General features: G+C 51.7%; 16 protein-coding genes. 9 read left to right on the top strand and 7 right to left on the bottom strand.

What is annotated here, in order from left to right:
* Positions 1-42 precede the first annotated feature (42 nt).
* The 9 genes from CAG65_RS10120 (at position 43) to CAG65_RS10080 (ending at position 10,831) form a co-directional block, all read left to right on the top strand.
* Positions 43-789 carry a gamma-glutamyl-gamma-aminobutyrate hydrolase family protein gene (locus tag CAG65_RS10120; RefSeq protein WP_161453545.1) on the top strand — a complete coding sequence of 249 codons (747 nt, stop codon included), beginning with the start codon at positions 43-45 and terminating at the stop codon, positions 787-789.
* Positions 790-806: 17 nt separating this feature from the next.
* On the top strand, positions 807-1,361 hold the full coding sequence (puuR, locus tag CAG65_RS10115; protein WP_161453544.1) for an HTH-type transcriptional regulator PuuR: 555 nt from the start codon (positions 807-809) through the stop codon (positions 1,359-1,361).
* A 28-nt stretch (positions 1,362-1,389) separates the two neighbouring features.
* Positions 1,390-2,874: an aldehyde dehydrogenase gene (locus CAG65_RS10110; RefSeq protein ID WP_021703927.1), complete on the top strand. Its 1,485-nt coding sequence runs from the start codon at positions 1,390-1,392 to the stop codon at positions 2,872-2,874.
* A 31-nt stretch (positions 2,875-2,905) separates the two neighbouring features.
* Positions 2,906-4,183, top strand: coding sequence for an NAD(P)/FAD-dependent oxidoreductase (locus tag CAG65_RS10105; protein ID WP_161453543.1), 1,278 nt, complete (start codon positions 2,906-2,908; stop codon positions 4,181-4,183).
* 37 nt (positions 4,184-4,220) lie between these two features.
* Entirely contained in the window at positions 4,221-5,087 is an 867-nt protein-coding gene (gene aguB / locus CAG65_RS10100) for an N-carbamoylputrescine amidase (RefSeq protein WP_161453542.1), read from the top strand.
* Positions 5,088-5,098: 11 nt separating this feature from the next.
* Positions 5,099-6,181, top strand: a complete 1,083-nt coding sequence (gene aguA / locus CAG65_RS10095; RefSeq protein WP_161453541.1) for an agmatine deiminase — start codon at positions 5,099-5,101, stop codon at positions 6,179-6,181.
* Between the two features lie 84 nt (positions 6,182-6,265).
* Complete coding sequence (locus tag CAG65_RS10090; RefSeq protein ID WP_021703931.1) at positions 6,266-7,693, top strand: NAD-dependent succinate-semialdehyde dehydrogenase; 1,428 nt, start codon at positions 6,266-6,268, stop codon at positions 7,691-7,693.
* 15 nt (positions 7,694-7,708) lie between these two features.
* Positions 7,709-8,983 carry a 4-aminobutyrate--2-oxoglutarate transaminase gene (gene gabT, locus CAG65_RS10085; RefSeq protein ID WP_161453540.1) on the top strand — a complete coding sequence of 425 codons (1,275 nt, stop codon included), beginning with the start codon at positions 7,709-7,711 and terminating at the stop codon, positions 8,981-8,983.
* 174 nt (positions 8,984-9,157) lie between these two features.
* Complete coding sequence (locus tag CAG65_RS10080) at positions 9,158-10,831, top strand: mechanosensitive ion channel family protein (RefSeq protein WP_161453539.1); 1,674 nt, start codon at positions 9,158-9,160, stop codon at positions 10,829-10,831.
* Positions 10,832-10,877: 46 nt separating this feature from the next.
* Here the strand turns inward: CAG65_RS10080 and CAG65_RS10075 are convergent, their stop codons facing one another.
* From CAG65_RS10075 to CAG65_RS10045, 7 genes are all read right to left on the bottom strand, one after another.
* Positions 10,878-11,276: a glyoxalase superfamily protein gene (locus tag CAG65_RS10075; RefSeq protein ID WP_337247429.1), complete on the bottom strand. Its 399-nt coding sequence runs from the start codon at positions 11,274-11,276 to the stop codon at positions 10,878-10,880.
* A 72-nt stretch (positions 11,277-11,348) separates the two neighbouring features.
* Entirely contained in the window at positions 11,349-11,654 is a 306-nt protein-coding gene (locus CAG65_RS10070) for a ribbon-helix-helix domain-containing protein (protein WP_021703935.1), read from the bottom strand.
* Between the two features lie 117 nt (positions 11,655-11,771).
* Positions 11,772-13,349, bottom strand: a complete 1,578-nt coding sequence (locus tag CAG65_RS10065; RefSeq protein ID WP_161453537.1) for an alkaline phosphatase — start codon at positions 13,347-13,349, stop codon at positions 11,772-11,774.
* A 210-nt stretch (positions 13,350-13,559) separates the two neighbouring features.
* Positions 13,560-13,919 carry a hypothetical protein gene (locus tag CAG65_RS10060; protein ID WP_161453536.1) on the bottom strand — a complete coding sequence of 120 codons (360 nt, stop codon included), beginning with the start codon at positions 13,917-13,919 and terminating at the stop codon, positions 13,560-13,562.
* Positions 13,920-14,223: 304 nt separating this feature from the next.
* On the bottom strand, positions 14,224-15,846 hold the full coding sequence (locus CAG65_RS10055) for an ABC transporter ATP-binding protein (RefSeq protein WP_161453535.1): 1,623 nt from the start codon (positions 15,844-15,846) through the stop codon (positions 14,224-14,226).
* Between the two features lie 33 nt (positions 15,847-15,879).
* Positions 15,880-16,374: a hypothetical protein gene (locus CAG65_RS10050; protein WP_161453534.1), complete on the bottom strand. Its 495-nt coding sequence runs from the start codon at positions 16,372-16,374 to the stop codon at positions 15,880-15,882.
* A 132-nt stretch (positions 16,375-16,506) separates the two neighbouring features.
* The gene (locus tag CAG65_RS10045) at positions 16,507-17,433 is read right to left on the bottom strand and encodes a ChaN family lipoprotein (RefSeq protein WP_161453533.1); all 927 of its coding nucleotides are present in this window, start codon (positions 17,431-17,433) and stop codon (positions 16,507-16,509) included.
* Positions 17,434-17,559: the final 126 nt, after the last annotated feature.

Here is a 17,559-nt window from a genome sequence, read left to right as displayed (position 1 = left end):
ACTTGTAGGTTTTTTGTTAAATAAATCGAACGTGGTGGAAAGATGTCTGACAAAAGAAAGCCAATCATCGGTCTGGTGAGTTGCAGTAAGGAACTGGCCGGTTATCAAATTCAGGCACTGAATGCCTTCTATCTGGACGCGGTCACCGATTTTGGTGGGATCCCGGTTATTTTGCCATCCGCTATCGCTGGTGACGACCTTGACGCTGCACTGGCACTGTGTGACGGACTGTTGTTTCCGGGTAGCCATTCGAACGTCGCACCACACCGCTATCAGGCCCAGCACCAAGAAAGCAAAACCGATGAAGCGCGTGATGAGCTGTCACTGCACCTGTTGCGTCTGGCAATAGACAAAAACATTCCTTGTCTGGGAATTTGCCGTGGTTTTCAGGAAATGAACGTCGCACTGGGTGGAAGCCTCAATCCGGCGGTTCATGAATCCGGATACGCCGATCATCGTGAGCGCCAGACCAGTGATTTTGCCGAGAAATACGCGTCGGCGCATGCAGTCCTGGTTCAGAAAGACAGCTTGTTTGAACAGTGGCTGGTGGACAATCGCTGGGAAAATGTCAGTTATTTTGAAGTGAATACTTTGCACAACCAGGGGGTCGATGCACTGGCTCCTGGTTTGCGCGTGGAAGCCAAAGCGCCTGACGGTCTGGTGGAAGCCTTCAGTTTACCGGAACACAAATTCTTTGTTGGCGTGCAGTGGCACCCAGAATGGCAAGCGAAAAGTAATCATTTCTCACAGATTTTATTCAAAGAATTTATCATGTCAGCTTCTCACTAAAAGTAGGAGTTGCATGAATGGACAATCAACTGGTTGGTAAAAATATTGTTCAACTACGTAAATCACATGGATTGTCACAGCGCGAGCTGGCCGAAAAAGCCGGGATTACACACAGTGCCATTTCGTCGATTGAAAATGGCAAAGTCAGCCCTTCGGTCAGTTCGCTGCAAAAAATAGTGAACGTGTTTTCACTGTCTCTGTCGGAGTTTTTCACTTTTGAGCAACACAATAAAGAAGCCAAAGTGGTACTGAAAGCAGAAGAGTTAATAGAGATGGGCAGTGAATCTGTCTCGATGAAGCTGGTAAGCAACGGAACCAAGGAGCAGGTTATTGGTTTTCTGATTGAAGAGTATCAGCCTCACAGTACGACAGGTGCTGCAGAAATCAAACATGAGGGAGAAGAAGTCGGTACCGTACTAGAGGGTGAAATCACGCTTGAGTATAACGGTCAGATCTATCTTCTCACGCAAGGGGAGTCGTACGTCATTGACACGACGGTTCCGCATAAATTTACTAATCATACCGACAAGGCTTGCAGGATGATCAGCGCACATACGCCAACGACATTCTAGCTTCCTTGGCGGTGACCAAGGAGAGCGTATGAAATCGCAGGAGCAATGGATTGAACTGAGAGATCAACTGACAATCGAAAATCGGGCCTTCATCAATGGAGAATACTGCGCGGCGCTGAGCCAGCAGACACTGGCAGTGGTCAACCCTGCCACGGATGAAACACTGACGGAGATTGCCCGTTGTCAGGAAGAAGACGTAAATCTTGCGGTGACATACGCTCGTCAAGCCTTTCATGCTGGACTCTGGAGCCAGTGTGCCCCAGCGGAGCGTAAAGCCACACTGTACCGCTTTGCGGATCTGATTGATCAACACGTCGATGAGCTGGCGTTACTGGAAACGCTGGATACGGGAAAACCGATTGCTCATAGTGTTAGCACCGACATTCCCGGTGCCGCCAAATCTTTGCGTTGGTATGCAGAAGCCATCGACAAAGTGTACGGCGAAGTGGCGCCGACCGAAAAAGATGTTCACGCTTATATTTCTCATCAACCCATCGGGGTGGTAGCGGCCGTGGTTCCGTGGAACTTCCCGTTGTGGATTGCCTGCTGGAAGCTAGGGCCAGCGCTGGCGGCTGGTAACAGCGTGATCCTCAAACCATCAGAAAAATCGTCTTTAACCGCCATCTTTCTGGGCAAATTGGCCAAGCAGGCGGGGCTACCAGACGGTGTTTTCCAGGTGATCACAGGCTACGGACATGAAGCGGGTGAGGTGCTGGCGCGTCATACCGATGTCGACTGCATTGCGTTTACCGGTTCAACTCGTGTCGCTGGCCATCTTATGGTCTGCTCCGGTGAAACGAACCTCAAACGTGTGTGGGCCGAAGCCGGGGGGAAGAACGCCAACATCGTGTTCGAGGACTACGCTGACTTAGACAATGCGGCGGCGGAAACCGCAGCCGGATGCTTCTATAACCAGGGGGAAGTCTGTGTTGCTGCGACGCGTTTGCTGGTTCATGAAAGCATTAAAGACATGTTCATTGATAAAGTGATCACGGCCGCGCAGCGCTTTGCGCCTAAAGATCCACTTGATCCTACTTCCAGCATGGGCGCGCTGATCGATCAGGAACACAAAGCCAAAGTCCTCAGTTATGTCGAATTGGGCAAGCAAGCCGGAGCAGTCCAGCGCTGTGGCGGTGATACCGGACAGCGAGGTGCGTTTGTGGCACCGGTGATCCTGGATAACGTCGATAATCAGATGCAGGTCGCGCAAGAAGAAATTTTCGGCCCGGTACTGTGTGTGATTACCTTCAAAACTGAGCAGGAAGCGATTGCTATCGCCAATGACTCTCAATATGGGCTGGGTGCGGCGCTGTGGAGCGACAGCATCAATCGCGTTCACCGTGTGGCCAAGCAACTGCAAGCAGGCTCTGTCTGGGTCAACAACTACAACGAAGGCGATATGACCGTGCCTTTTGGTGGCTTCAAAATGAGCGGTAACGGCCGTGATAAATCACTGCACGCCATAGAGAAGTTTACCGAAACCAAAACCACCTGGATTCGTCTCCAACCTTAAGCCTGACGCCGATTAAACAAGGAAGACCACAATGAATAAACATACAGATTCATATTATGCTCATTCGATTGAGAATGTAAGTGAGTACCCACAACTGCGTGATGATATCGAGTGTGACGTGTGTATCGTTGGCGCTGGCTTTTCAGGGCTGTCCTCGGCGCTGCACTTGGCTGAGAAAGGCTTTAATGTCGTGGTGCTGGAAAGCGCAAAAGTCGGCTTTGGTGCCACAGGTCGTAATGGAGGCCAGATCGTCAACAGTTACAGCCGGGATGTGGATGTGATTGAAAGCCGCTACGAGCCTTCTCAGGCCAAAGCACTGTGCGACATGATATTTGAAGGCGGCGACATAATCCGCGGCTTGATTGATAAGTATGACATTGACTGCGACCTCAAACATGGCGGGCTGTTTACCGCATTGAACCATAAGCAGCTCAAAGGGTTGGAAGAGCATAAAAAACACTGGGAGCGTTACGGCAATCATCAGTTGAGCATGCTGGATGCGTCGGAGCTGGAAGAGAAAGTCGGTACGCAGGCTTACGTGGGGGGCTTACTGGACATGCGTGGCGGTCATATTCACCCATTGAAACTGGCGCTGGGCGAAGCCGCTGCCGTGACGGCTCTGGGCGGCAAGATCTTCGAACAATCGGGTGTGACCTCGATAGAGAAAGGCCTCAACCCTGTGGCTCGGACAGAGCAAGGGAGCGTGAAATGCAAATATCTGGTACTGGCAGGCAATGCGTACTTGGGCGGCCTGGCCCCGAATATCAGTAACAAAGCAATTCCATGTGGAACGCAAGTGGTGACCACAGAGCCGTTGTCCGACGCACAATTGAAAGACATTTTGCCCAGTGATTACTGTGTCGAAGACTGCAATTATCTGCTTGACTACTTCCGTCTCACCGCGGACAAACGCCTGTTGTTCGGCGGCGGTGTGGTATACGGTGCTCGCGATCCAAACAACGTCGAGGCTTTGATCCGCCCTAAACTGGAAAAAGTGTTCCCTCAGCTTAAGGGCATCGGGGTTGACTACGCCTGGACCGGCAACTTCTTGCTGACTTACTCCCGTATGCCGCAATTCGGTTCATTTGCAGACAATATTTACTACCTGCAAGGCTACAGTGGTCACGGTGTGACCTGTACTCACCTGGCAGGGAAGTTGTTGGCGGAAGCGTTGACAGGGCATGCAGAGCGTTTTGATGCATTTGCATCGCTGAAACATTACGCCTTCCCGGGCGGTCGTCATTTCCAAATCCCATTTACTGCCATCGGCGCGGCTTACTACAACTTGCGCGATAAGCTGGCGATCTAATCGGTTATTGAAACAAATACAGAGAAAGGAAAATCTCATGAGTCATGTCGTCAAATTTGCAGCCCTTCAGCTGACCAAAAGCTGGGATCTGGACAATAACCTTGCTAAAGCGAAGGCCGCCATCCGCGACGCGGCGGCCAATGGTGCCAATGTTATCGTGCCTCAGGAACTGTTCGCGGCACCCTATTTTTGTAAAAAGCAGGAAGCCAAATATTTTGAACTGGCGGAAGAGACGGAAAACTGCCGTCTTATCCAGGAGATGAGCGCTTTGGCGAAGGAGCTGGGCGTGGTGATTCCGGTTAGCTACTTTGAAAATGCCGGCAACACATTTTTTAACTCCCTGGTGATGATCGACGCAGACGGCCGTGTGCTGGAGAACTACCGCAAGTCACACATTCCGGATGGACCGGGTTACAGTGAAAAATACTACTTCAGCCCGGGCGATACCGGATTCAAAGTGTGGCAGACCCGCTTTGGTAAATTTGGTGTGGGCATCTGTTGGGACCAGTGGTTCCCAGAGCTGGCACGCAGTCTGGCGCTGAATGGCGCCGAAGCGATTTTTTACCCCACCGCCATTGGCAGTGAGCCTCAGGATCCAACGCTCGATTCACGTGATCACTGGCAACGAACCATGCAGGGGCATTCGGCGGCCAATCTGGTGCCAGTGATTGCGGCTAACCGAACGGGCGTTGAGGTCGATGACGGTATCGAAACGACGTTCTATGGCTCTTCGTTTATTACCGACCACACCGGCGCCAAGTTGGCAGAAGCGCCACGTAATGAAGAGGCAATCATCTATGCGGAAATTGACCTGCAGGCCACGGCCAAAGCGCGCCATGCGTGGGGATTGTTCCGTGACCGTCGACCGGATTTGTATACCAGTGTGGGCAAGCTGGCTGTGTAGTGGGGTGCGGTATGCAACTGACGACCACTCCTAAAGAAGATGGTTTCCGCTTTCCAGCCGAGTTTGACCTGGTCTGCCAGGTTTGGCTGGCCTGGCCGGAACGTACGGACAACTGGCGTGATGAGGCCAGACCCGCGCAGCAGACGTTTGCCCGCGTGGCGAACGCCATCGCAGAAGTGACGCGAGTTTATGTCGCGGTAAGTGCACGTCAGTTTGATCGCGCACGTCACTTATTGCATCCGTCAGTGCGTTTGGTGGAAATGCCGTATAACGATGCCTGGATGCGTGATATTGGTCCGACTGTTCTGGTGAATGGTCGCGGTGCACGTCGCGGTATCAGTTGGCAATTTAATGCCTGGGGCGGTGAATTTAATGGCCTGTATGACAACTGGCAGTTTGATGACCAGGTGGCGGCGAACGTGTGCGATATTGTAGGGATTGACTATTATCAGGCTCCGTTCGTGCTGGAAGGTGGATCGATTCACACCGACGGTCAAGGCACATTATACACCACCGAAGAGTGCCTGCTTAGTCCGGGACGCAATCCGGATTTGAGCAAACCAGAGCTGGAATCACAGCTTGAAACCTATCTGGGCATTGAAAAAGTTATCTGGTTGCCACAGGGACTGTACAACGATGAAACGGACGGGCATGTGGATAATCTGATGCACGTGATTGCTCCGGGCAAAGTGGTACTCAGCTGGACCGACGATCCCTCCGATCCTCAATTTGAACTGTCGCGGGAAGCCGAACGCGTACTGAGCAGCGAACGCGACGCAAAGGGGAGGCAAATCGAGATCATCAAACTGCCGATCCCCGGGCCTCTCTATTACAGTGATGTGGAGGCGGGAGGCATTGATAACAGCGACGGTATGAACCGCAGCGCCGGTGAACGTCTCAGCGCGTCTTACGCCAATTTCCTAATGGTGAATGGGCATGTGTTTCTGCCTTTGCTGGACGAAGCGACAGATGCCGATGCGATGGCCATTTTGCAGCGTGCACTTCCGGATTATCAGATCATCGGTATCCCGACCCGGGAAGTGTTACTCGGCGGTGGCAACATACACTGTATCACCCAACAAATACCAGCCTGATGTACGCCGTTCGATCAGGCATCAATTCATCGGCTCTCTTGCATCGCGGGACAATCAAAGAGAGCGAGGTAAAAAGGAACTACCATGCAGCAGATTCACAATCAAAGCTTACTTTCGTTTCTGGTCAATAGCGACAACTCCTCGGTCGAGGTGACCAACCCGGCAACGGGTGAATCGATCGGTTATGCTCCCGTCTCATCGGATTCGGCGATCATTAATGGTATCGAGCGGGCACATCGCGCGCAAAAATCCTGGGCGAAACAGTCGGCTAAACAGCGTGCGGCCATTTTACAACGCTGGTACCAGCTGATCGTCGAGAATAAATCCGATCTGGCCAGGCTGATGACGCTGGAGCAGGGGAAGCCACTGGCAGAGGCGCAGGGTGAAGTACTGTATGGCGCGAGTTTTATCGAATGGTTTGCTGAGGAAGCCAAGCGCACTTACGGTGATGCGATTCCGGCGCCATCTGCCGACAAGCGTATTGTCACCATCAAGCAGCCCATTGGTGTGGCGTGTGCGATCACCCCGTGGAACTTTCCGATTGCGATGATCACTCGCAAGGCTGGTCCGGCGCTGGCGGCGGGCTGCACCTTTATGGTTAAGCCGTCCGAATCAACGCCACTGTCAGCGTTTGCTGTCGCTGAGCTGGCCTATCAGGCCGGGGTACCACGCGATGTGCTGCAAGTGGTGCTGGGCGAAAGTTCACGTCAGGTGGGAGCCATTTTTACTTCTCATCCGTTGATCCGTAAGTTGTCGTTCACCGGTTCGACTCAGGTCGGGCGTGTTCTGATGGAGCAAAGCGCCAAAGACATCAAACGCACGTCGATGGAACTGGGTGGGAATGCTCCGTTTATTGTTTTCGATGATGCGGATTTGGATGCTGCGGTGAAAGGCGCCATCGCGTCGAAATTTCGCAACGCCGGTCAGACATGTGTGTGCGCCAACCGTTTCTACGTACACAGCAAGGTTTACGACGAGTTTGTTGCCAAGTTTGATGCGGCGGTTCAACAACTCAAGATCGGGAATGGCCTGGAAACGGGAGTGAACATCGGCCCGGTGATCAGCGAATCGGCCAAACAGGGCATTCAGGCGTTACTGAATCGCGCCATTGAACAAGGCGCCGAACCCGTGACCGCGCCACAGGCGCTCGACGGGCTGTTCATGCAGCCGGTGGTACTGAAAAACGTGACGCATGACATGGAGATTGTTCAGGAAGAGATCTTTGGTCCGATTGCTCCGGTGATGCGATTTGACAGCGACGAGGCACTGATTGAAATGGCCAACGACACCATCTATGGCCTGGCCTCTTATTTCTACAGTCAGAACATTCACCGGGTTTGGCAGATTGCCGAAGCGCTTGAATACGGCATGGTCGGCATTAACGAAGGCATCATCTCGACCGAGGTCGCCCCGTTTGGCGGTGTGAAACAGTCCGGCATAGGTCGTGAAGGCGCCAAGCAAGGGATTGATGAATATATGGACGTGAAATACCTCTGCTTTGGCGGAAATTAATCAAGGAACCGAATCATGACAAATCAACAATGGCATCAAAGAAGAAACAACGTGATTGCTAAGGGGATGGGCGCGCTGTATCCGCTGTACGTCGAGCGGGCGGAAAACGCCTACGTGTGGGACATTGAAGGCAATCAGTACATTGATTTCGCGGCAGGGATCGCAGTGACCAACACCGGCCATAGTCACCAACGCATAACTGAAGCGGTGAAAGCGCAAATTGATCATTTCTCGCACACCTGTGCGATGGTCACGCCGTATGCTTCGTTTGTTGAACTGGCGGAAAAACTGACTGTTCTGGCCCCCGGAGACAGTGACAAAAAAGCGATCTTTCTGACAACCGGTGCTGAAGCGGTGGAAAATGCGGTGAAAATCGCTCGCGCGCATACCGGACGCAGCGGCGTAATTGCGTTCAAAGGTGGTTTCCATGGCCGGACCAATATGACCATGGGGCTGACCGGAAAAGTCACCCCCTACAAAGCGGGTTTTGGTCCGTTCCCGAACGAGATTTACCACGCACCTTATCCGAACGTCTTGCATGGTATTAGTGTGGAAGACAGCCTGCAGGCGATCGAAGATCTGTTTGCCTGTGATATCGAACCTGGGCGTGTGGCGGCGATGATTTTTGAGCCGGTGCAGGGTGAAGGCGGCTTTTATCAGGCGCCAGCGGCGTTTGCTCAGGCGCTCCGGGCACTGTGTGATAAGCATGGGATTGTGCTGATTGCCGATGAGATTCAGACCGGTTTTGCCCGAACGGGGAAAATGTTTGCGACCGAGTACCTCGGCATTGAACCGGACTTAATGACCATGGCAAAAGGCATCGCGGGCGGCTTCCCGATTTCAGCAGTGGTGGGGAAAGCCCATGTTATGGACTCAGCGGCGCCTGGCGGTCTGGGGGGGACCTATGCGGGCTCTGCTCTGGGGTGCGTGGCGGGGTTGGAAGTATTGAACATCATTGCTGAAGAAGATCTGTGCAATAAAGCCGTCGGGATTGGTGAGGTGGTCAATGCCCGCCTTACGGCATTACAGGCATCGGTTCCGGCGATTGCCGACGTGCGCACGCTGGGCGCCATGATGGCGATTGAGTTCAGCGACCCCCAGACCGGCCAGCCGTTACCGGAAGTGACCAAAGCGGTGATCGCTCAAGCGCAGGAAAATGGTCTGATTCTGCTGTCGTGCGGGGTGAAAGGAAACGTGATCCGTCTGCTGCCCCCTCTGACGATTGAACCGGAAGTCTTGAGCGAAGGTCTCGATCGACTGGAAAACGTCCTCCTCCAGGTCGCCAAGTAATCGGAGTGTTCTTGGCTTTTCGCCCCGCGCTGTGTCGCGGGGCTTTTTTATGTAAACGGACACCCCGCTGACAATACGGCACAGAAAGACGTCTCATCTTGATATAAAATACAGAATACATTGAGACAGTTATGCGCCATCATTCCGACGGCCGTTGTACGATACGAGGTAAATATGACGACATTGTCTTGTCTGCGGCCAGGCCGCTCCCTGCTGGGTGGATGGTGGTTAGCGCTGCTACTGAGCCTGGTTGTTATCAGCAGCGCGTGGGCGACGGAAGAGCCCCAGCCCTCCAAAGCGCAAGTGGCGATTGAAGCGGTCAACACAGAAATTATTGCCCTGACCGATAGCCTCAGAACGGCCAGCGGCGATGAGAAAGACGCGATTCAGTTGCAGCTATTCCAGAAAAATGAAGAGTTGCGAGAGCGACTGGCTGATGCGATCAATAAGCAATCTTTCGATAAAACTGAGTTGATTGCACAGGTCCGGCTACAGCAGAAATACGGCAACGATGCGACCGCGTATCTGGAAGCGAAAATTAAGTCGCTCAATGAATCACTCAACAGCGCTAAAGATGAAGAGAAACTGTCACTGCTCAATAACTACCGCGAGTTACAGCATTATCTGGATGTGGTGTATGAAGCCAACTGGCAAAACCTCAACTGGCTAAAAAAACTGGGTGAACAGGATGAGGCGGCTGAAGCGGCGCTGAAAGATCAGGTGAACAAGCGTTTACGGGTTCTGTCGGCGTCGGTTGAATATTTCAATCAACAGTTGGACGTGGTTGCCACGCAGCTCAGCTCCAGTCCTGAGTCAGAAAAGGCGTCATTGCAACTCAATCAACTGGTACTGAAACAGCGTCTCGACATTGCCACTGACAGTCTGCGTTCGCTGTTAAATATTGGCGACAATATCGGGTTGGAAACCTCGGAATATAAACGGATGATTTTTGAGGTGACGGGCAGTGTGACTCACGATCTGCTCGACTGGAACGTGGCCATGTCGATCGTCAGTCATTGGTCAAACAGTGCCTGGGACTGGCTCATCGTGAATGCGCCTCAGCATCTGTTTCAACTGTTTGTGTTCGTGCTGATTCTGCTTATCTCCGGAGCGCTGGCAAAAGTCACCCGTAAAGTCGTCAAGAAAACGGTCGGTTCACGTAACCTGAAGTTCTCGCAGTTAATGCAGGACTTTTTTATCTCGATGTCGGGTAAAGCGGTCTGGTTTATCGGTTTTATGGTCGGCCTGTCACAATTAGGCCTGAATTTGACGCCGGTGCTGACCGGTTTTGGTATCGCGGGTGTGATCATCGGTTTCGCATTGCAGGATACGCTGTCCAACTTTGCGGCGGGAATGATGCTGTTGATCTACCGCCCGTTTGATGTGGAAGATTTTGTCTACGCTGGTGGTGTTGAGGGGAAAGTGAGCCACATGAGCCTGGTGAACACCACCATTCGAACCTTTGATAATCAGATCATTATCCTGCCCAACAGCAAAATCTGGGGTGATGTGATTAAGAATGTGACGCATGAACGAGTACGCCGGGTGGATATGGTGTTTGGCATCGGTTACGCCGATGATTTACTGAAAGCGGAACGGGTGCTAAAAGAGATTGTTACTGAGCATCCGGCTGTGCTGAAAGCGCCAGAGCCCAACATTCGTGTGCATACACTCAATACCTCGTCGGTGGATTTTATTGTCCGCCCATGGGTGAAAACGGACGATTACTGGGATGTGTACTGGGATGTTACCAAAGAAGTGAAGCTGCGTTTTGATCGCGAAGGTATCTCGATTCCGTTTCCACAGCAGGATGTGCATCTGCACATGGTCGACAAAGGCCACGCATAATCAATCAAGGCACTCAGTTGAGTGCCTTGTTGTTACCGCATGCCGCCTACAGGTAGCGTCCCTGACGCTGAAGAAACTCGATTTTGTAGCCGTCAGGGTCGGTGACGAAGAAAAACGTCGCCAGATGTTTCTGATGGTGGTCAAGCGCTTTGATGTCGGTGGTTTCCACACCTTGTGCCGTGATGTTCTGGTGCGCTTGCTCGATGTCTTCCACGCTGACCGCCAGGTGACCGTAGCCACTGCCATGAGTGTATGCGTCACGCTGATCGTGATTGTAGGTCAGTTCCAGTTCAAAGCCGCTTTCTTCATTGGCCAGATAGGCCAGCGTAAAGCCGTCAAACTGATACTGGTTTTGTACAGTCAAGCCAAGAACGTTACGGTAAAACTCAATGGATTTTTCCAGGTCGCTGACCCGGATCATGCTGTGAATTAATTTTGTCATGATTGCTCCTACTGCTGAGCAAACCAGACTAGCGCCACGTGAAGCAAAAAGGGTAGTACCTGAGTACGACAAGCATTACAGGCTGTCGCACAGTTCGGCCTGAGCTGTCTTTATGGTTTGGCTGGGCTGGCGCAGATAGATCAGACAGGCACAGCGTAGCATAGAAGCAAAATTGGTGACGTCACCGTTCAATGCCAGCGCTTCCTGGTGAATGCGGCTGAGAAATTTAGGCATGCTCATCGCTTGGTGGGCGGCAATTTCTTCCAGTATGGTCCAGAAACTGGCTTCCAGCTTGACGCTGGTGACATGCCCGTCAATACGGATTGAACGAGTGATATACTGATAGGTTTCAGCTGGTTGATTGGCAAAAATCTGGCACATGGTCAAACAAGTTTGAATGAGGGAGTGGCATGATCCTGCCGCTAAATGTCATGAACGTCAATGGTATATGAGCTAAAAGAAAAAAGCGCCCCCAAGGGGGCGCTTTGGTCTGTGGTGTTATTTGACCATCGACTTGATGTATTCACCCAATTCTGAATGGTGCATGATTTTCGACACCGGAAGAATGGTTTCTGCCGGTCCCCAGGCAAATACGTTAACCGGAGTGTGGGTGTGAGTACCGGTACCCCAGACCGTGTTCTGACCAGTGGCCTGCTCGCGGGCGATCAAGTTGGTACGGTCGTTATACGGGAAGAAAGCGTCAAAGTCGTGAATCGCCGGTACCTCTTTGGCGGACAGGTAACTGTGGCCGTCTTTATGGTAAGGGTTTGGTTTGTCCTGCAAAATGTTGGCGGCTTGAGCTTCGGTAATTGGAAAGTCACTGCTCGCGTTGATGATTTCAGCCAATTTGGCCGGAGTTTGCTGGCTCTTGTCCAGCTTGCCAAACGCGTCCAGCATGCCGTAGTAGCTCATTTTCTGGTTGTACAAGCCATCAAGGATTTCAAATTTGCCAAAGTTAAAATTCGGTGCGTAATTCTGCTGTTTAAATGCTTCGCCAGAGCGTTTTTGCGGTTCAGGTAAATTGGCTGAGGAGTAGCTAAAACCAAATGAACCGGTTTCATGGTCCGCCGTGACGATGATCAGAGTATCATCACGTCCTTTCGCCCACTGGTAAACCTCGTTGACGGCTTCATCAAACTTGACCATTTCGTGTAGCATGGTGCCCGCATCATTGCTGTGACCCGCCCAGTCAATTTGTCCACCTTCGACCATCAGGAAGAAGCCATTCTGATCTTTGGCCAGCACGTTCAGGGCTTTTGCCGTCATCTCTTTCAGCGTGGGTTGGGTACGCTTGGGATCGTCTTTGCTCTGACTGTAAGCGATGCCGTCATTCATACCTGAGCTGGCAAATAGCCCGAGAACTTTACTGCCTTGGGCGTCGTTAAGCATGGTTTTATTAAACGCCAATTGGTAACCATTTTTCTGTGCTTCGGTCAGAAGATTGCGCTCGTCTTTACGCTTCGACTTCAGTGCCACATCGCCGTGCGTCAGTATTTCCAGTTGCTGGTAAGTGTCACCTTTATCGTTAGCAGATTGAGGGATCCAGTGGCGCAGTCCGCCGGATAACATCACGTCGACACCCGTTTTGAGCATGTCCGCGGCAATGTCATTTTCTAGAGAGCGATGCGGCTGATGGGCGGCAAACGCGGCGGGGGTTGCGTGCGTCATACGGGTATCCGACACCAGGCCTGTGGCTTTGCCTAAACGTTTGGCCTGCTCAAGGACGGTTTCAACGTGATGACCATCGGCATCAATACCAATCACTTCCGAGCCTGTGTAGATCCCGGTGGCCAGCATGGTTGCTGAACAGGCGGAATCCACGACAATCGCGTCTTCAGGGTGGGTGAGCGATGAACCGATCACGCCTTCATTGGCCAGTTTGTACAACGCGGTGGTGTTGCCCTGATAAATAGAATGAGGAGCGCGGCTGGCGTAGGTTTCCAAGAGGCCGACTTGTTGTGGTCCCATGCCATCACCAATCATCAGGATGACATTTTTAATTTCTGCTGAAAGTGCGTTGAAGGAGAGTACTGATGTCGCCACTGCCGTTACGACCGGCTTTATTATGTGTTTCATTTTATATCCTTATTTATTAGGTCGGCGACATTTCATCACTGAATTGTGACACTTAAGTGACAGACATAAAATGTTAATAAAATTGTAACTCTTTGAGCTTAATGAACAACTTCGCGTGGTCGAAGGTGGGGGGAAGCGTGGCGAGAAGGCAAAAATACGCCAATGGCAACGCGGTTGCGTTGCCATCTGAGTGTCGTGTCGTTGAGCGACTTAAACTAAGGCGAGCAGCAAGCCGCCAATGGTTGCCGCAGCGGAAAGATATTGCCCCGCGGAATAGGAAACGTCTTCTTCTTGTTCCTCCGCTTTGTCTGGGTGTTCCATTCCCAAAGCACCACGGGTGAATGAGTTAACTTTATCTCCGACGGTTTTTTCGCCTTGTTCAGCTGCTTTTTCTTCTTTTTCGATGTCTTTCAGAGCGGCGAGCAATGCTTTGCCTTCGTCTGAGAGTGTCACCTTAGTCTGTTCGACTTTAAGAGGGGCAGAGGAAGTGTCCTGCTCTCCGGTTTTAGCCTGAGGAGAGACAGTCTGGCTTGGGGTCACTCTGACCGAATCCATTCCTACTGGCGTCATACTCTTCTCCTGAATCTATCCACATTAGCTATATCGGCCAGGCGATAAAAAACTTTTGCAGAAATCTTACTTATTTGTTCAAAAAATAACATAGCAAAAAGTGCGCCCGATTGCTGCCGGCTTTTCTCAGCTTGTGAACGGCGTAATCGGTCGGTAGAAAAACGTGAGCAACATCTGTGCCAGTTATGGGGGACGAGGGGGAAATGAAAACGCCGCATCCTTGCGGCGTAATCGGGTCGGCGGCCAAACCGATTTTTAGGATCGGTTACAGTTTAGGAGAAAAAGATGACAATTTCATGCAGGCTCATGCGGCAACCTCATCGCTCTCCTCAAGATCGAATGAGGCACGGATTAGTTTTTTAGTGTAATCGTGACGAGGTTGCTGGAAGATGGCTTCTGCGCTGCCTTGTTCCATGACTTCCCCTTTTTGCATCACGATCACCCTGTCTGACAGGGCCTTAACCACACTGAGGTCATGACTGATGAACAGGAAACCGATGTTGTGCTTTGTCTGGATATCCTTGAGCAAGTCGATAACCGTTAGCTGAACCGAACGATCTAAGGCCGATGTCGGTTCGTCCAATAAGATAAAAGACGGTTCAAGGATCAGCGCCCGGGCAATCGCAATCCGTTGGCGCTGACCGCCGGAAAATTCATGCGGATAGCGGTTAATTGAGTGAGGATCCAGTCGCACCTCTTGCAGCGCTTTGCGTGCGCGCTGCAAACGCTCACTGCGGCTGAGATGAGGTTGGTGCACGGTCAGACCTTCAGTAATGATTTCGCCGATCGTCATTCGTGGCGATAGCGACCCATAAGGATCCTGAAACACCATCTGAATGTCTTTTTTCAGGTCGAAACGCTGCTTGTCGGTCAGTTGGCTAACATCCTGGCCTTTAAATACAATTTGCCCGCTTGATGGCAACAGGCCAATCAATGCCCGGCCCAGAGTCGATTTCCCAGATCCGGATTCCCCCACGATGCCCAGAGTTTCCCCTTGTTTAAGTTCAAGCGAGATGCCTTTTACCGCTTCAAAGTATTGATTTCTGGCAGAAATAAAATGTGATTTAACCAGAAATTTGACCCGGATGTCTTGTGCGCTCAGCAGCGCTGGGGCGCTGTCTTCAATGGCGTCTTTACGCCCGTTGGGGATGGAGTTGATCAGCATCTTCGTGTATTCGTGTTGCGGTGAGGCAAACAGATCTCGGCATTGTCCCTCTTCGACCACGTCACCTTGACACATCACCAGCACTCGATCGGCCAGGTGTTTCACCACACCCAGATCGTGTGTGATGAACAAGATCGCCATGCCCATTTTCGTCTGAATCTCTTGAATCAGATTCAGCACTTCAGCCTGAACGGTAACGTCCAGTGCGGTGGTGGGTTCATCGGCGATCAGAATATCTGGTTCGTTGATCAGCGCCATGGCTATCATAATCCGTTGCAGCTGCCCGCCGGAAAACTCATGCGGGTACTTGTTGTAGGCTTGATCAGGTTCTGGCAGATGCACCAGTTCAAACAGTTCCAGTACGCGTTGTCTGGCTTGTTTCAATGAACGCCGACGGTGACACATCAGGGCTTCCGCCACCTGGATCCCGACCCGCATGTATGGGTTTAATGACGTCATCGGTTCTTGAAAAATCATCGCAATGCGGTCGCCGCGAACTTTGCGCATGGCATTTTCGCTTTGCGTCAGCAGTTCCTGGCGTTCGAACACAATGCTGGAGTCCGGATGAACAATGGCATTGTTAGGCAACAATTGCATCAGCGCGTTGGTGGACACGGACTTACCGCTGCCGGACTCGCCGACGATTGCCAGCGTTTCCCCCGCATACAGGTCAAAGTTGATATTTTTTACCGCATCAACGATTCCGTCGTTGGTGGTAAAACTAACGGACAGGTTACGTACCGTAAGGATTGGATTGGACATTGTACTTCCTTATCAATGGGGAGTCAGACGGTGTCAGTTCACCACCTGAGGTGTGGTCATAAGCCCGTTCATCAGCTTAAGGTTGGTGAAATAATGGTGCGCCTTTTCTACTTGCTCATATTCCAGCATCCACTGCGCATTGCGCTGCGCGCTGCAAAACGCACCCAGATGACGCAGGAGATCCTCACTCTGTTTCTCCAGTACGCTATCGGTACTGCGGACAAGGGCGTTCGGTTCTATGGCGATAAACTGGAGTAAGGCGTAGGCTTGATTGAGTACGTCAAACGCGCGCTGGTGCTGGCCCATACGGTTGAGGATTTCGGACTGAGATACCGCGGCATCACGCAGGCCAGACAGTAAGCAGACAAACTGACAGGGCTTAGTCTCATCGGAGCGCAGCGCGGATTGAATGTGTCCTGGCAGTGAAGAAAGCACGTCTTCATAGAGATAGTGTGCCTGAGGCCAATGGCCCTGATCCAGAAGTTGTTCCGCTTTGAGGTAGCTCGACCAGCATTGTTGTAGGTCCATGAATCTCTTCTCCGATGACGTCAAACAGTAGTATTTAAATGCAATTAATTATCAATTGCAAATAATAATTATTGTTATGTATGAAAGGGAAAGAGAAGTGCCGGGCTATTCGCCCGGCAGGTTGGCGTGGTGTTATTCGCAGATCAAATCGTCATTGCGTTGTGTCAGTGCATGGATCGCTTTGAGGCGATTATCACGTTGAACAAAACGTACCGGCGGCTCAAGCACGGCCAACTGGTAGTCGGCTTTCGCCTGTGTTGGCTTTGTCACGGGGGTGATCACAACCACCTTCAAGGTCGGGTTGCGCCGCAGAATCGACGCTTTGGTCCCCAGACCATCTTCTATATGAAATTTTCCCGCGATATGTAAGATTTGGGTCTCCGGATTGTCTTTGAGATAATTGACAATGCTTTCGGCCATGGTTTCGTCCCAGGTCACCTGTGCGGCATATTGGCGTTCGGTTTGTTCTGGCTTGCCGTGGTGCATCGATGCCATGAACTTGTCTTTGTAAGCAGAGGGACCGGTATTGATTTCGCTGGCCACTTGCTGACGACGCTCCGCAGACAGCTTGTCGAGATAGGTCAGGCCTTCACGACCGATACAGCGCACCATAGGTTTGGGGGCGTTGGCAGCGAGCACGTCCATATCGTTGGCTTTGGCGAACTCGACCAGCGGCCGGTAGTCGCTTTCATAGTTTGGCCAGGCGTCGCCTTCTGACATCAGTGGCTGTTCACCAATGCGGCTATTGAGGTAGTCGTTGAGCACTTTTTGTGCCGGGCGGGCAAACTGTTCCATCGACAAGGTGATGGCCTTGGGAGTGCGGCTCAACGCTTGCAGTAAATCGGTCTGAAAACGGTGAACCCCGGCATGTGTGTGCCATTCGCCCACCATTACCACATCCGCATCCAGAATGTTTGCGGGCAAGTTATCGACGCTGAGTTGCTTTCCCTGAGGGGAATACAGTTGGTAGTCGTAATAAGTGGTGTTGAGTTCAGTTGTGCTGCTGACGCAGCCGCTGAGCAATAATGCACTGAAAACAGAGGTAAAAAGGGTTCGCATTGATTGGCCTCCAAAAATGACCGGGGAATCTTACCGGAGGCCTGATTAGGATTCAATGAAAATGAAAACTATTATCAATTAACTTTTTGGTATACGCGCAGCATGAAATCGGCCTCACACTCAAAC

The sequence above is a fragment of the Vibrio sp. V39_P1S14PM300 genome (assembly GCF_009904765.1).
Taxonomy (GTDB): domain Bacteria; phylum Pseudomonadota; class Gammaproteobacteria; order Enterobacterales; family Vibrionaceae; genus Vibrio; species Vibrio proteolyticus.
The sequence above is the reverse complement of the archived record's forward strand: the minus strand, read 5'-3'. Positions and strand labels throughout refer to the sequence as shown.

What these genes read in the sequence shown, in the direction of transcription:
- CAG65_RS10120 (WP_161453545.1), top strand. Translation starts at nt 43, where the DNA reads ATGTCTGACAAAAGAAAGCCAATCATCGGTCTGGTGAGTTGCAGTAAG.
- puuR (WP_161453544.1), top strand. Translation starts at nt 807, where the DNA reads ATGGACAATCAACTGGTTGGTAAAAATATTGTTCAACTACGTAAATCA.
- CAG65_RS10110 (WP_021703927.1), top strand. Translation starts at nt 1,390, where the DNA reads ATGAAATCGCAGGAGCAATGGATTGAACTGAGAGATCAACTGACAATC.
- CAG65_RS10105 (WP_161453543.1), top strand. Translation starts at nt 2,906, where the DNA reads ATGAATAAACATACAGATTCATATTATGCTCATTCGATTGAGAATGTA.
- aguB (WP_161453542.1), top strand. Translation starts at nt 4,221, where the DNA reads ATGAGTCATGTCGTCAAATTTGCAGCCCTTCAGCTGACCAAAAGCTGG.
- aguA (WP_161453541.1), top strand. Translation starts at nt 5,099, where the DNA reads ATGCAACTGACGACCACTCCTAAAGAAGATGGTTTCCGCTTTCCAGCC.
- CAG65_RS10090 (WP_021703931.1), top strand. Translation starts at nt 6,266, where the DNA reads ATGCAGCAGATTCACAATCAAAGCTTACTTTCGTTTCTGGTCAATAGC.
- gabT (WP_161453540.1), top strand. Translation starts at nt 7,709, where the DNA reads ATGACAAATCAACAATGGCATCAAAGAAGAAACAACGTGATTGCTAAG.
- CAG65_RS10080 (WP_161453539.1), top strand. Translation starts at nt 9,158, where the DNA reads ATGACGACATTGTCTTGTCTGCGGCCAGGCCGCTCCCTGCTGGGTGGA.
- CAG65_RS10070 (WP_021703935.1), bottom strand. Translation starts at nt 11,654, where the DNA reads ATGTGCCAGATTTTTGCCAATCAACCAGCTGAAACCTATCAGTATATC.
- CAG65_RS10065 (WP_161453537.1), bottom strand. Translation starts at nt 13,349, where the DNA reads ATGAAACACATAATAAAGCCGGTCGTAACGGCAGTGGCGACATCAGTA.
- CAG65_RS10060 (WP_161453536.1), bottom strand. Translation starts at nt 13,919, where the DNA reads ATGACGCCAGTAGGAATGGATTCGGTCAGAGTGACCCCAAGCCAGACT.
- CAG65_RS10055 (WP_161453535.1), bottom strand. Translation starts at nt 15,846, where the DNA reads ATGTCCAATCCAATCCTTACGGTACGTAACCTGTCCGTTAGTTTTACC.
- CAG65_RS10050 (WP_161453534.1), bottom strand. Translation starts at nt 16,374, where the DNA reads ATGGACCTACAACAATGCTGGTCGAGCTACCTCAAAGCGGAACAACTT.
- CAG65_RS10045 (WP_161453533.1), bottom strand. Translation starts at nt 17,433, where the DNA reads ATGCGAACCCTTTTTACCTCTGTTTTCAGTGCATTATTGCTCAGCGGC.